Below are 13,985 nucleotides of genomic sequence, written 5' to 3'. Positions count from 1 at the left end.
CTAGCGTGGTTTTTTTGTGGCTCGATAAATGACGTATTCAATTCATAAACAGCTACAGCGCTGTTGTATCAACACTAGGACGAACCGTTAGTGGGTTCTTTTGCATCAAAAACCCTTGCCAGCCCCAATGTAAAAAATTGCGAATATTGGCATGGTCTGTACCGTTAGGTGTCGCTAATACTTTGGCATAATGTTCGCCGAATAGTTTTAGCGTGTCTAACTGATTAAGACCATGGTGCTTGGCAAAACCAAAAATCTTCGCACTACCTTCGTTTTCGCCGGCTGCATTATGTACCATTCCGTTCACAAAAGGGGCAGGTGCATAACGATAAAAATCATCAATAAAGCTGATGACATCATTGAATCCAATGGCTTTTTTATTCAAACCATTAAGTAGAGCCGATACATCTGATTGGCGGATACTCATAAATAAATGACCTCAGAGCAGATTCAAAAGCAAAAATACCGTACTTATGAAAATACAATGCTTATGTGTGCTCAATGATTATTGATAGTTAAGCGTTAGATATCTTAGCTTAGCGATTAAAGTAGTCTTCGTCATCAAATGAAGGCGCAAAACTGCCTTGCTCTAGATGCTGCATTTGCGACTGCACAGTACGCTCATGCTGAATACGTTGATAAATTTCTTCGCGATGTACAGCGATGTCTTTAGGTGCATTCACACCAATCCGTACTTGATTGCCTTTAACACCTAGGACAGTGACACTGACCTCATCACCAATCATTAGCGTTTCGCCCACGCGGCGTGTCAAAATTAACATGCGTCACACTCCTTATGTCGCATCAAAAAATTATTACTCATCAGATTACTTCTCAATTGCAGGACATCACCGCAGCACTAGATAGGCAATGTATTAATAATAACCATAATACTTAACGTTGTGCTATAGCGGCAATGATAGGTAGATTCATTTAGCCCAAATGAAAGCCCCATTATAGGGGGCATAACAGATACTGTCACGGTTTTTCACAAAACTATTAGGTAAACAATTATCCTAGCAATAATAAAAAAGAAAAATAGGATCTAAAAAGACCCTATTTGATTAAAGTATTATTGAAAGTAAGGAGTAGCCAATTAATTGATAACCGTGACCGCTAAATCTGTACTTCAATGGTTTTGGGAGGTTTATAACCCAGCGATTTTGCTTTCCCCATCTTCACGGTCAAGACCAAAGGCCGTATGTAACGATTTAACGGCTTTTTCTAGGTGCTGATCTTGAATGAGAACAGACACTTTGATTTCGCTGGTTGATATCATTTGGATATTGATGTTGTTTTCAGCGAGTGTTTGGAACATGAGACTAGCGACACCAGCGTGTGAACGCATGCCAACGCCCACCAAGGAGACCTTGACGACTTCGCTGTTGCCTAGGATTTCTTTCGCACCAATCTCGTCTTTGACTTCTTCGTTAAGTACTTTTAAGGTCTTGTCCAAGTCCGTGCGGTTGACAGTGAACGTGAAGTCGGTTGTACCGTTGTCCGAAAGATTTTGTACAATCATATCGATTTCGATATTGGCGCGGCCAATCGGGCTTAAGATAGCAGAGGCGATACCAGGATGATCGGGTACACCGCGTACTAAAATTTTTGCTTCGTCTCGGTTAAACGCGATACCTGAGATGATTGCCTGTTCCATACTGTCTCCTTCGTCTATCGTAATTAGGGTGCCAACGTTGTCTTGAAACTCTTGGTCAAAGCTGCCATCGGTATTTTCATCAAAGCTAGATAGTACACGCAAAGGCACACCATATTTACCAGCGAACTCTACTGAGCGAATCTGTAGAATCTTAGAGCCAAGGCTTGCCATCTCAAGCATTTCTTCAAAGGTAATTTTTTCAAGCTTTTTGGCTTTTGAGGTGACGCGAGGGTCAGTGGTATAAACCCCATCGACATCTGTGTAGATTTGACACTCATCAGCACCCAATGCCGCGGCAATAGCGACACCAGTGGTGTCAGAGCCGCCACGTCCTAACGTGGTTGCATTGCCTTCGTCGTCAATGCCTTGAAAGCCTGCCACGATGACGACATTGCCTGCCTCTAGCTGTTCACGTATGTTTTTATCGTCAATGCTTTCGATACGCGCTTTATTGTGGGCATTGTCCGTTTTAATAGCGACTTGACGACCAGTAAGTGAGCGGGCACCAATGCCAAGCTCTTTGATTGCCATGGCTAGTAAGGAGATAGAGACTTGCTCACCCGTTGAGACCATTTGGTCATATTCACGAGGATCAGGCTGAGTGCTAATTTGGCGTGCCAGATCGATCAGACGGTTGGTTTCACCACTCATGGCAGATACCACAACGACCACTTGATGACCATTGTCATGCCAGCGTTTGACTCGTTTGGCGACGTTTTTGATGCGGTCGATACTGCCCATCGAGGTGCCGCCGTATTTCTGTACTATTAACGCCATAAAAACCTACCTGTTATTCATTAATGACCTTTTATTGTCATTGATGAGCGCCAATGTGACTCTCAATCAATGCTTCCATAGTTAAGGCCGTATTATAAGAGTTGCGCCCTATGTCTTTTATTTATTCAATGTTCGTGGTTTAAACTCAATAAATGAACAATGTGTTCAAACGTTGACCTTTATATCATATCTGCGTCACAACGTTAAGTGTCAGTGTGGCTTAGATGTATGGCGATTGGTTATAGTGGTTATAACCAATCGAGCATGGAGGGAAGATAAAGCACGTAGTACTGGGTTGTTGGCTTAGCCAAGTTGGCTTTCAATCCAAGCAGGGAGCGCCTCAATAACGGCTGTACTGTTGCTAGACTTTGGTGCGCCGCCTTGTGCGTAGTCAGGTTTGCCGCCGCCTTTACCACCAAGCTCACTTGCCAAATGACGAATGATGTCACCGGCTTTTACTTGCGCAGTGACAGACTTAGCCACACTGGCTGCTAGGGCCAACTGCTCGTCTTTATCGCCAATCAAGACAATCACGCTGTCTGGCAGTTTGGATTTGATGTCATCCATCAATGTACGGATAGATTTGCCATCGATGCCACGTAGCGTGCTGATCAGAACGGGTGTGCCTGCGATGGTTTGAACGTCATCGAGCAAGCTTGCGGCTTGAGCACTGGCCATTTTTTGCTCTAAACGTTCCAGTTGTTTTTCTAGGTCGCGCTGCTTGTCGGCCATGGTGCGCACACGCTGCGCCACTTCAGGACGTTTCACTTTTAGCTGACCGGCAAGCTCGCTCAGTTGTTGTTCGCTTTGCTGAATGTTTTTAATCGCATTCATGCCAGTGACGGCTTCAATACGGCGAACACCCGCAGCAATCCCTGATTCGCTAGTAATTTTTAAGACGCCAATGTCACCCGTACGCTGAACATGTAGGCCGCCGCACAGCTCGATAGAAAAAGGCTTGCGCTGCCCGTCCACGATGCTGTCTGTACCCATGGTGAGTACGCGTACCTCATTGCCGTACTTTTCGCCAAACAGCGCCATGGCCCCTTGTTTCATCGCTTCATCGATAGACATGTGCTCGATACGAGCAGGGGTATTGGCTTGGATTTGCTCGTTGACCAAGCGCTCTATCCGCGTGATCTCAGCGGCACTGACTGGTTTGTCATAGGAGAAATCAAAACGTAGCACGTCGCTTGAGACCAGTGAGCCTTTTTGCGTGACTTCCTCTCCCAAGACTTCTCTTAGTGCTGCATGCAGTAGGTGAGTGGCAGAGTGGTTTTTGGCGCTTGCTGCACGGATGCTAGAGAGCACTTGAGCGTCTGCGGTTTGTTTGGTGCTGATGTCACCCATGGTAACGACACCATAATGGATAATGGCCTGACCAGATTTCTTGGTATCTTGAACCTCAAAGACACCAGTTGCGGTGCGAATTTCGCCCAGCTCACCAACCTGACCACCACCTTCAGCATAAAACGGAGTACGATCCAATACCACAACGCCTTCCATACCTTCGGTTAAGCTGTCTGCCGGATTGCCATCTTGGTAAAGCGCGTCAATGGTCACGCCGTCTTCTTCAAGCTGCTCATAGCCCACAAAGGTCGTTGGCGTCTCTACTTGGATGACGCTACTATAGTCAACATCAAACTTGCCAGCATCACGAGCACGCTCACGTTGTGCTTGCATGTGTTCATCAAATTCCGCTTCATCAATCGCAATACCGCGCTCACGAGTGATATCGGCGGTCAAATCAAGCGGGAAGCCGTAGGTGTCGTACAGTTTGAATGCCGCTTCACCAGACAGCGTATCGCCATCTTGTAATCCTTCAAGCTCGCTGGCAAGCAAACGTAGACCTTGTGCCAATGTTTTAGCAAACTGTGCTTCTTCTTTTTGAATGGCGTTTTCGATCGCGCTTTGCTTGTCTGCTAATTCAGGATAAGCGCTGCCCATTTCAGCCACGAGCGGGGCAACCATCTTATAGAAAAACTCACTATCGGCGCCAAGTTTGTTGCCATGACGTACCGCGCGACGGATCACACGGCGCAATACATAGCCGCGACCTTCGTTACTTGGTGTCACGCCATCAGCGATCAAAAATGCCACAGCACGAATGTGATCGGCGATGACTTTTAGCGATGATTGTTGTTCATTTTTAATCTCTAAAATCTCAGCCGCCGCATCCATTAAATGGACAAATAAGTCGATTTCGTAGTTGCCATGGACGCCTTGCATGATGGCACTAATACGCTCAAGCCCCATGCCAGTATCGACACTTGGTGCAGGTAGTGGCAATAGCGTGCCGTCTTTTTGACGATTGAACTGCATAAATACGCAATTCCAAATCTCGATATAGCGATCGCCATCTTCTTCAGGGGTACCTGGTAGGCCGCCTTCAATATCGGCGCCGTGATCATAAAAGACTTCGGTACAAGGCCCACAAGGACCCGTGTCGCCCATGGTCCAAAAGTTATCTGACGCGTAAGGCGCGCCTTTATTATCACCAATACGAATGATGCGCTCACTTGGAATGCCAATGTTTTTATTCCAAATCTCAAAGGCTTCATCATCGGTTTCATAAATGGTGACATAGAGACGATCTTTATCAATCGCCAGCCACTCAGTCGATGTCAAAAACTCCCAGATATACTCAATACCTGCTTGTTTAAAGTAGTCGCCAAACGAGAAGTTACCGAGCATCTCAAAAAACGTATGATGACGCGCGGTATAACCGACATTGTCCAAATCATTGTGTTTGCCGCCAGCACGAACGCATTTTTGTGACGTCACGGCACGTGTATAGTCGCGTGGCTCCATGCCCAAAAATGTCTCTTTAAACTGATTCATACCGGCATTGGTAAACAGCAACGTCGGGTCATTATGCGGAATCAAACTAGACGATGGGACTTGGGTGTGCTGCTTGCTTATAAAAAAATCGATAAAAGCTTGGCGAATATCGGCTGAGCGAAATGGCTGGCTCACAGCGGCTCCTTACTGACAGATAGAATTGAGAAAAATAATTTTGCATGCGATTTTAGCACAAACGCCCAAGCTCTTGGTATAAGAGTTACAACTGCTAGGTTATTCTGTGACTACCTACTGCCGCTCACTTTACAGGATATAATGTTAATTGGTCAAAATCGCCGCATCGGTCTTATCTAGTTTATCTTGTACCAATGGGTTGGACTCAATGACTTGTACTGGTAGATAACGCAATTGGAGTTTGATCGGCAAATATTCGGGGAAGTTTACGACCATATCTTGGGTAATAATGGTTTCAATTTGGCGGACATCGTATGAGCTTGGCAGCGTCTCTCCGCGAATAACCGCTCGTACGACTTTGTTGTTTTCTGAGGTGTCGAACTGAGTGTTGGTTAGTACGTTACCCTTATCGATAAAATAGCTGTTGATGGCTTCTTTTACGCTACTCTCAAACACTTGCTGCTTGGCATTGGTCTGTAGGTTGATAGTCAGATACGCGCCCAAGCCGCCCAGCAGCAATAAAGTCACCGCATTGCGCTGCAAAAAAGTCAGATAAGTATTGGATTTATAGTCATCATCAACCAATCGGCGAAAGCCCAATACCCATAACACAAGGGCATTGGTAAATTGAATGGCAATAATGTTGGTGGCGGCTAATAAAAGCGCGCCAAACCCAAGCTGCATCTCGCCATTGGCAAACAAAACGCCACTAGCAGCAAGGGGTGGCACCAAAGCGGTGGCGACGGCCACGCCTACAACGGCGACCGAGAGGTGCGGAGACACCATCGCATAGGCACCAGCCGTGCCTCCAGCTAACGCGATCATTAAATCCATGGAAGTTGGCTGAGTGCGCGACAATATCTCTGCGGTCAATGGCTGATCTTTGTGGAGCCAGCCAACTACAAAACCGACCAGTACCACCAATGACACGCCAACAACCACCGTAATAAGTGATTTGCGTAGCAGCGGCATGCGATGGTCAATAATTGCTAGTGCGACTCCAGTGATAGGACCCAGCATCATCGCCACCAGCATAGCGCCAATGACCACAGCAGCTGAGTTGGTCACCAGCCCATAACTGGCGATAATGGCGGAGAGCGTATTCATGATAAAGTACATTCTGCTAGGCAGGGCGCTTGCTTCAATCTTGACTCGCACCTCTGGATAATCTACCTTCTGATTGCTAAATTGTTCAGCGACAAACTGCTTATAAGACTCAAGTTTGGCTTCTTTCTCTTCTTTGACTTCTTCCTCTTCGTCACTTTCCTGTTCGCTGTGCTTGTTGGTACTCTCTATATCGTCACTATCCTGATGCTTTTGATTGTCCGGATTCCCATTTTTGTGATCGTCTTTGGTTCCATCTTCGGTTTTTTGTTGATGAGTAGAGGCTAGTGTTTCTGTTGTAGGAACATGGGAGCAAGTGGATGTGTCCGCTGATTGACCATCCATTTTGTCTATAGAGGTCTTTTGGATAGAGGTCTCTTGGGCAGTGGCAGGGTGAGCAGCTTCTGCTTCAACGGATACTTCCCCGCTGTCTTGAGAGGGCTTTGCTGTTGAGTCCGCAGAGTCTGATTGAAAAAAATCTGACTCTGATTTTGTCCGTGATTTTTCCCCTATAGCTGGCGAGTCTTCAGCGGTTGACGGTGACTCAGCCTCAGACGGCTCTAATGTGGCGACTACCACATCAGGCGCAAGCGACTCTACCTTGACTTGTGCATCAGGCATTTGTGCACAGGGTATATCTTGATCAAGCTCCTCTGTTTTGTCATGACTTACTGCCGCATCTAGTGTAGGGGCATCAGGCGAAGTCTGAGTTCCAGCCTCTGGTTCAGTAGCATGGTGGCCAGTCTCCGCTGAGTTGTCTGGTGTCACCGGCTCATTAGATGGGTTTTCTTCAGGTAAGGTCATAAAAGGTAGCTTTCTTAAGAGTTAACAGAAAGTCATTATTGTAATGATAAATAGCTAAAGGTATAGGGGTTTTTTGCGACACATCAGAAGAAAAGAGGAAGTAATTGGAGACAGTTGAAAGACGATACTTAAGGGGTAGAAGGACTAATATAAAAACCTTAATCTTAACAGGGTTTTTATACGTCGTCACCTGATATAACTGGCCTAAAGGTTTAAAATAAATACTTACTTTTTATGTGGGATTGGTGTATAAAGGTAGCATATCCACAATTAAAATGAGGAATAACTTATGAACTGGCCATTATTCTCTGTCATCTATTCAATAGCCGCCACAGTCACCATTGGCGTTTTTATCATTGGCGCGTTAATCACAGGCTTTAATGAAATTCCTCATATTCAAATAGCGGTATTATTGGGTATTTTGGTCTCCATCCCAGCAGGCATGTTTTTTACCAAAAAAGTCGGTAGTATTACGGGCAATGAAGAAGGTTATAAAGCTTAAGTTTGAGCGGAGATTGTGAGTTGCACCCACACAATCTATTAGGTAGACGTAAAACCAATACGCATAAAAAAAGACCTCGATGTAGAGGTCTTTTTTGATATTACCGTGGCTAATTATTTGAGCTCAACGGTCGCACCATTTTCGATATTGGCATAAACTTCTAACACATCCCAGTTGGTCAAACGCACACAACCTGCTGATGCTTGGCGACTGATGCCTTCAGGTTTTGGGGAGCCATGTAATCCATAAGAAGGTTTAGATAAGCCCATCCATACAACGCCGACAGGATTGTTTGGCCCTGGTGGTAGCATGTGAACTTTTTTCTGCGTGCCTTCACCGACCGTCGCTTTATACCAAGGCATTTTTACTTTATTGATGATTTTAAACGTCCCTTGTGGGGAAGGGGTGGCATCACTGCCCACAGTCGTTGGGTAAGTCGCTACCAGTTGATTGCCATTATACGCGTACAATGTTTTGTCCGCTTTGTTGGCAACCACGCGGTTGATGCGCTGGTTAAGTGGACCGCGTGTATTAAGGACGGTGATGGTTTCGCCAGCTTTATACTCTTTGCTCTTATTTAGCTTATCTAGATAGCGTACATCCATATGAAAGCGCTCACCAAGCATTTCTTTGATGTCTTGGTAGTACAGACCTTTCATTTTTGACTTGGCTTCTGATCCAGAAGGCGTGGACGCAAAGTTGGTGTTGATATCATCTTCAGTTAGCGTATAAGTTACGAGCACAGGTTTATTGGCAGGAATGTTTTTGATCAGCGCATTCCACGTTTTTTGATCCATTTTGCCCGTTGCTGGCAAGCCTTTCATGGTTTGGAAGTTGATAAGGGCTTTTTTGCTGTTCATACCCCAGCCACCATCGATAGGACCTGGAGAGGCGTGGTTCCAATCGAGCAAAGCCTGCATTTTAATGGTCATTGCTGAGTTGACTTTCATGTTAGGAGACCAGACAGCCTCATTTACTTGTTTGGCGTAGTTGGACAAGTTCAGTGTGGTGTATCTTTTACCATCTTTATCTTCGATGTTTTTGATGGTAGGGTCATCACTGAAATCTTGACGTTTTTCACTCTCAGGCAATTCAAACGCCAGCGGATCAGATGAATCAATAGATGAGATGTCACTTGGCGCGGCAACGGCTTGACCTTCGCTAATATCGTCCGTGCTGTCAGACTGCTCATCTTTAAGGGTCAGCTCGGCTGCGCTCATATTATCGGCAGTGGTCGAGTTTGGTTCCGCTGGTTCTTCTGAGATCACAAAGGCGGCTGACTTATTCTTTGAATCGATGAGTTGCGTCATACTGTCAGCGGCTTTAGGGTCTGCTTTATTGTTAGCTGGATTACTATTAGCAGGCTTATCGTTAGTTGGCTTGGGCTGAGCTGCTGTAGGGTCGCGACTGTCTAGTGAGGTGCTGCGAGTTTCTTGTACATTGAGGCTCACTTTTTTGGCAATACTAGGCAGTGAGTCAGCGGTGCGTACTGGCAATGTGCGAGTACTATCAGTGGGTGCGGCCAGCGCACTAACACTGGCACTAGCGACAGCAATAGATATAGCAGTAATAATAGGCTTTATTTTCATCATGTTGAATCACTTGTGGTTGCTATTAATGCGGCTATTATGCGCATAATTCGGTTGCTTCGCAAACTTTCGACACATCTTTTTTCGGTTAAGGCTTGCTAAACGTCAACCGTTGACGTATTCACTACAGTTGGGTAATAACTGAGCGAGAGTGTGTATAGGGTAATGCTGGACTATTACCGCTATCTTTATAAAAGCAAACGCCAGTACGTGTGCAAATATTGGCGCTACTTAGTGTTTGTGTCTATAATGTATGACGAGATTTTTATTTAATAGATCGGCTTTTTACAAAAAGCGGTTTAACCCATCCGCATGTAGTCAGTGAACATGCAATCAGCAAGGTGCGATATGTCAGAAGACCAAACAATGAGCGCAGAAGAGTTTCAAAACCAGTACTTTAACGACAATGAGGCTAAGGGTTTAGACAATACGATGGAGTATGATTTGGAAACTGGGCTTCTCGGTGAGGACGACCAATTTGCCAACCTGCATGCAGAGCTGGAAGAAGCACGTGAGCAGCTAGTCAGTATTCGTGACTTTATTCGTTTTTCAGTCACTCAGCTGCGTAACTATGATGTGGTTGTTGCTCAAGGCACGACGGATGAGTTTGCTGAAGCCGCCGCGATCGTTTTGCATTCCCTCTCTTTAGATTGGTCAGCGAATGAGCAGATTTTGGACTGTCGCCTGACCACATCAGAGAAGCAGTTGGTACTGAGCTTGTTAGAAGAGCGTATCGCTGAGCGTAAACCACTCAGTTACTTAATTAACTTATCTTACTTTTGTGATTTGCCTTTTTATGTTGATGAGCGGGTGTTAATTCCACGCTCACCTATTGCAGAATTGATACGTCAGCAGTTTCATCCGTATTTTGAGGTTAATGAGCTGGCCAAGCCGCTTGGGCTTAGTGTCAACGAGCAGACCGCTGTATTTTACGATCATGGTTTAGACGTCAAGCAACTGTCGCAGCCTGAACGCATTTTAGATTTATGTACCGGCTCAGGTTGTATTGCTATTGCCCTTGCCACGCGCTTCGTCGATGCTTTGGTAGATGCCGTTGATATTGATAAAGGCGCACTAGAAGTAGCTATGGTTAACGTCGACCATCATGATCTTGGTCATCAAGTGAATGTCATTGAGTCAGATCTGTTCGCTAAAATTCCTACTGAAAACCAGTATGAGCTGATCGTGACTAATCCACCGTATGTCGATGCGGCCATCATGGCAGACCTACCACCTGAGTTTTTATACGAGCCTGAGCACGCATTAGCAGCGGGTCAAGACGGGTTAGATTTGGTGCATCGCATCTTATTTGAAGCGCCAGAGTATCTAAGCCCAGAAGGCTTATTGATTTGTGAAGTGGGCGATAGTGAATGGGCCTTAAAACAAGCGTATCCTGAAATTCAGTTCGATTGGCTAAAGTTCGCTCACGGTGGTCATGGGGTTTTTGCTATTACTTATGATGAGTTAATGGCACATCGTCAGCTGTTTGCCGCTTATGTGCAGTTGTTGGATGGTATTCAGTAGTTATATGGGTACGTAGTTGAGACACTGTGGCAGTAAGCAGTCAACACTATAAATAATTGGTCAAATAGACAGCAGTCGCGTTTACTTGTTTAAGGATAAATATGGCAGGCAACAGTATCGGTCAGGTTTTTACGGTGACCACTTGTGGTGAGTCGCATGGAGCAGGTCTGATGGCAATCGTCGATGGCGTGCCACCAGGCTTAGTATTGTCTGAAGAGGATTTGCAAGTAGATTTGGATCGCCGCAAACCGGGCACCTCAAAGTACTCAACCCAGCGCCGCGAGTCTGATGAGGTTGAGATTATCTCTGGTGTGTTTGAAGGCAAAACAACAGGCACCTCTATTGGTCTATTGATTCGTAATACCAATCAAAAATCAAAAGACTATAGTGAGATTAAAGACACTTTTCGTCCGGGTCATGCTGACTATACTTATAGTATGAAATATGGCTTCCGTGATTACCGTGGTGGTGGACGCTCATCAGCACGTGAGACGGCGATGCGGGTCGCGGCTGGTGCGATTGCTAAGAAATATCTACAAGATCGTTTGGGGGTTCAAGTCCGTGGTCATGTCACCCAAATCGGGAATGAATACAGTAACGTCTTAGACCCCAGCCAAATTGATTGGGAGTTTGTGAATAGCAATCCGTTTTTCTGTGCGGATAAAGAAGCCATTGGCCGTTTTGAGGCACTGATAGATAACCTACGCCGTGAAGGGACCAGTTGCGGTGCTCGTCTTGAAGTGATTGCCAGTGGCGTGCCAGTCGGGCTTGGTGAGCCAGTATTTGATCGCTTAGATGCGGATATTGCCCATGCCATGATGAGTATCAATGCGGTAAAAGGGGTCGAGATTGGCGATGGTATGGCGGTCGCCGGGCAGTTTGGTCATCGTTCTCGTGATGAGATGACGCCAGACGGCTTCACGGCCAATCACGCTGGCGGTATCTTGGGCGGCATCTCGTCAGGCCAAGATATTCGAGTCAGTATTGCCCTTAAGCCCACGTCAAGTATCACCACGGCTGGCAAGAGTATCAATACTCAAGGGGAAGCGATTGATATGCTGACTAAAGGTCGTCACGACCCGTGCGTTGGTGTACGGGCAACGCCCATTGCTGAAGCCATGCTAGCGATTGTGTTGCTCGATCACTATCTGCGCCATCGAGGTCAAAACGCTGATGTAAAACAGCCGGTACAGGCGATCGTTTAGACGGTTTTTTTTGTGCTATTGGCCCTTTGTTTTCCTAATTAGCGGTCATTAGGAATAACAAGGGGCTTTTTTGTGCCTGTTTCCTTTTTTGTGACTGTTCCAGAGAGGGTTAATTGAGTTGATAAACCTCCGTTGTTTAACAATGTGCCTCAGTAACTGCCGGCCTTTAAGGCAGTAGACAGTTCATGACAAATCGTTGTTTCAAGCTTGTTTGTCTATGAACATTGAAAAATCATCATAAGGCGTCATACAGTATTCAAAGCACTATGTATCGTCCTATTAAATGGGCGTAGCGTAAAAATGTTTTCAGTTTTTTTCTCCATCCTAGCAAGATATGATAAATGGCTGAACATTAAAATTGTGAGTGAATGATTTTTGACGAATGGTTTTGCTTAAAAGCGGTAGAATAACTAGCATTACTATAAAAAACTAAAAAGTGTGGCAAAAAATCCGCTTTATTGAAAATAAAATTCGGTTGTACGTATCATTCTTATTTAAAGGAATCTAAAGAGTATGAGTAATTATTTAGACACGGTCATTGTTGAGCATAACCCATCACAAAAGCCGATAGACAGAGCTGTCATCTGGCTTCATGGTTTGGGGGCTAGTGGTCATGACTTTGAACCTGTGGTACCGCAGCTAGGCTTGGCTGATGATATGGCAGTACGTTTTGTCTTTCCGCATGCGCCTAAGCGTGCCGTAACGGTAAATGGTGGCATGGTGATGCCAGCTTGGTACGATATCTTAGAGATGAGTCTAGAGCGCAAAGTCGATACTGCTCAGATTGAAGAGTCTTCTCAGAAAATACAGGATTTAATTCGTCGCGAGGTTGAGCGCGGTTTCGCCCCTGAACATATTGTTATTGCAGGATTTTCGCAAGGCGGGGCAGTGGCGTATCATGTGGCACTAGGCTACCCTGAGCGCTTGGCTGGGTTGATGGCGCTTTCTACGTACTTGGCGACCAATGACAACATCGACTATAGCACTGCTAATAAAAATATGCCGATTCTCATTGAGCATGGTACTCACGACCCAGTCGTTCCTGTGGTTTTGGGTGAGCAGGCACATCAACTACTAACGAAAAAAGACTATAGTGTCGAATACAATACTTATCCGATGGCGCATCAGGTTTGTATGCCGCAGATTCAAAATATCGGACAATGGTTAAATAAGGTATTGGCTTAGACAATTAAGCTGTAACTTAATGTAATGCCACTGTCTTATAGGTTGAAAATTGGCATGTAAGTCCTATATAATAGTCAACCTTATTGGGGATGTTCTGGCTTCGACGCTGGTGATGAAACTCAATGATGCATGTCGAGAGTGTATGTCCTCTCGTTAATCAAACATATATTGTTATAGTCGCAAACGACGAAACTTACGCTCTAGCAGCTTAAACCCTGCTTACTTAGTTGCTGATCACCTACAGTTGGTTAACTAAGTTGAAGCGTCCGCATGTAGGCTCGCCACAAGGGATTGTCTCAATCGCTTGGGTTCAAAAGTAGAGAATCGTCCAATCCATCCTGACTGTCGGATCGGTGCGGATTAAAACTAAAGACAGAAACTAAACATGTAGATTCATGAGCGTAATGCTGGCGGACGCGGGTTCAACTCCCGCCATCTCCACCAAATACTAAAAATCCGGTCACTTAATGTGGTCGGATTTTTTTTGTTTTTAAATGACTATTTTTATTAAAAAAAGTGTTTTTTAGAGGCACGAATGAGTATGCCTAGCTTTAGAGTCTATAGTAATGAGGTGCAAGAACTCCTTATTATAGAATTTCGCCTATTAATGTGAGTTGCGCTAAAGACAGATACTTTACACCCCACTCTCAACTTGAAATAAG

9 protein-coding genes, 1 other RNA gene and 1 pseudogene are annotated in these 13,985 nt (G+C 45.3%); 5 read left to right on the top strand and 6 right to left on the bottom strand.

Annotated elements, in window-relative coordinates:
• Positions 1–52: 52 nt before the first annotated feature.
• The 5 genes and pseudogenes from B2P60_RS00055 to B2P60_RS00035 all read right to left on the bottom strand — a co-directional run bounded on the left by B2P60_RS00055 (position 53) and on the right by B2P60_RS00035 (position 7,318).
• Positions 53–427, bottom strand: coding sequence for a HopJ type III effector protein (locus tag B2P60_RS00055; RefSeq protein WP_193005714.1), 375 nt, complete (start codon positions 425–427; stop codon positions 53–55).
• A gap of 187 nt (positions 428–614) precedes the next feature.
• Positions 615–782 (bottom strand): annotated as a pseudogene (csrA, locus tag B2P60_RS00050) (carbon storage regulator CsrA); the annotation flags it as partial.
• 365 nt (positions 783–1,147) lie between these two features.
• The gene (locus B2P60_RS00045; RefSeq protein WP_198335216.1) at positions 1,148–2,434 is read right to left on the bottom strand and encodes an aspartate kinase; all 1,287 of its coding nucleotides are present in this window, start codon (positions 2,432–2,434) and stop codon (positions 1,148–1,150) included.
• A gap of 303 nt (positions 2,435–2,737) precedes the next feature.
• On the bottom strand, positions 2,738–5,410 hold the full coding sequence (gene alaS, locus B2P60_RS00040) for an alanine--tRNA ligase (protein ID WP_286738782.1): 2,673 nt from the start codon (positions 5,408–5,410) through the stop codon (positions 2,738–2,740).
• 144 nt (positions 5,411–5,554) lie between these two features.
• Positions 5,555–7,318, bottom strand: coding sequence for a TIGR00341 family protein (locus B2P60_RS00035; RefSeq protein ID WP_286738781.1), 1,764 nt, complete (start codon positions 7,316–7,318; stop codon positions 5,555–5,557).
• A gap of 289 nt (positions 7,319–7,607) precedes the next feature.
• Between B2P60_RS00035 and B2P60_RS00030 the strand changes: the two genes are divergently transcribed.
• Positions 7,608–7,820 carry a hypothetical protein gene (locus B2P60_RS00030; RefSeq protein WP_193005717.1) on the top strand — a complete coding sequence of 71 codons (213 nt, stop codon included), beginning with the start codon at positions 7,608–7,610 and terminating at the stop codon, positions 7,818–7,820.
• A gap of 113 nt (positions 7,821–7,933) precedes the next feature.
• Here B2P60_RS00030 and B2P60_RS00025 read toward each other — a convergent pair whose 3' ends face one another.
• Positions 7,934–9,412 carry a L,D-transpeptidase family protein gene (locus B2P60_RS00025; RefSeq protein ID WP_286738780.1) on the bottom strand — a complete coding sequence of 493 codons (1,479 nt, stop codon included), beginning with the start codon at positions 9,410–9,412 and terminating at the stop codon, positions 7,934–7,936.
• Between the two features lie 345 nt (positions 9,413–9,757).
• On the opposite strand from B2P60_RS00025, the gene prmB reads away from it, so the two are divergent.
• From prmB to ssrA, 4 genes are all read left to right on the top strand, one after another.
• Positions 9,758–10,933 carry a 50S ribosomal protein L3 N(5)-glutamine methyltransferase gene (gene prmB, locus B2P60_RS00020; RefSeq protein WP_286738778.1) on the top strand — a complete coding sequence of 392 codons (1,176 nt, stop codon included), beginning with the start codon at positions 9,758–9,760 and terminating at the stop codon, positions 10,931–10,933.
• 101 nt (positions 10,934–11,034) lie between these two features.
• Positions 11,035–12,138: a chorismate synthase gene (aroC, locus tag B2P60_RS00015; protein WP_286738777.1), complete on the top strand. Its 1,104-nt coding sequence runs from the start codon at positions 11,035–11,037 to the stop codon at positions 12,136–12,138.
• A 513-nt stretch (positions 12,139–12,651) separates the two neighbouring features.
• A complete protein-coding gene (locus tag B2P60_RS00010) occupies positions 12,652–13,323 on the top strand; it encodes an alpha/beta hydrolase (protein WP_286738776.1) in 672 nt (223 codons plus the stop codon).
• Between the two features lie 85 nt (positions 13,324–13,408).
• Positions 13,409–13,767: a transfer-messenger RNA gene (ssrA, locus tag B2P60_RS00005) on the top strand.
• Positions 13,768–13,985: the final 218 nt, after the last annotated feature.

Origin of the sequence: Psychrobacter sp. UBA3068, from assembly GCF_002366815.1 — a bacterium.
GTDB lineage: Bacteria > Pseudomonadota > Gammaproteobacteria > Pseudomonadales > Moraxellaceae > Psychrobacter > Psychrobacter namhaensis.
Note: the sequence above shows the minus strand (reverse complement) of the source record. Positions and strands in the feature narration are given on the sequence as shown.

What these genes read in the sequence shown, in the direction of transcription:
- B2P60_RS00055 (WP_193005714.1), bottom strand. Translation starts at nt 427, where the DNA reads ATGAGTATCCGCCAATCAGATGTATCGGCTCTACTTAATGGTTTGAAT.
- B2P60_RS00045 (WP_198335216.1), bottom strand. Translation starts at nt 2,434, where the DNA reads ATGGCGTTAATAGTACAGAAATACGGCGGCACCTCGATGGGCAGTATC.
- B2P60_RS00035 (WP_286738781.1), bottom strand. Translation starts at nt 7,318, where the DNA reads ATGACCTTACCTGAAGAAAACCCATCTAATGAGCCGGTGACACCAGAC.
- B2P60_RS00030 (WP_193005717.1), top strand. Translation starts at nt 7,608, where the DNA reads ATGAACTGGCCATTATTCTCTGTCATCTATTCAATAGCCGCCACAGTC.
- B2P60_RS00025 (WP_286738780.1), bottom strand. Translation starts at nt 9,412, where the DNA reads ATGATGAAAATAAAGCCTATTATTACTGCTATATCTATTGCTGTCGCT.
- prmB (WP_286738778.1), top strand. Translation starts at nt 9,758, where the DNA reads ATGTCAGAAGACCAAACAATGAGCGCAGAAGAGTTTCAAAACCAGTAC.
- aroC (WP_286738777.1), top strand. Translation starts at nt 11,035, where the DNA reads ATGGCAGGCAACAGTATCGGTCAGGTTTTTACGGTGACCACTTGTGGT.
- B2P60_RS00010 (WP_286738776.1), top strand. Translation starts at nt 12,652, where the DNA reads ATGAGTAATTATTTAGACACGGTCATTGTTGAGCATAACCCATCACAA.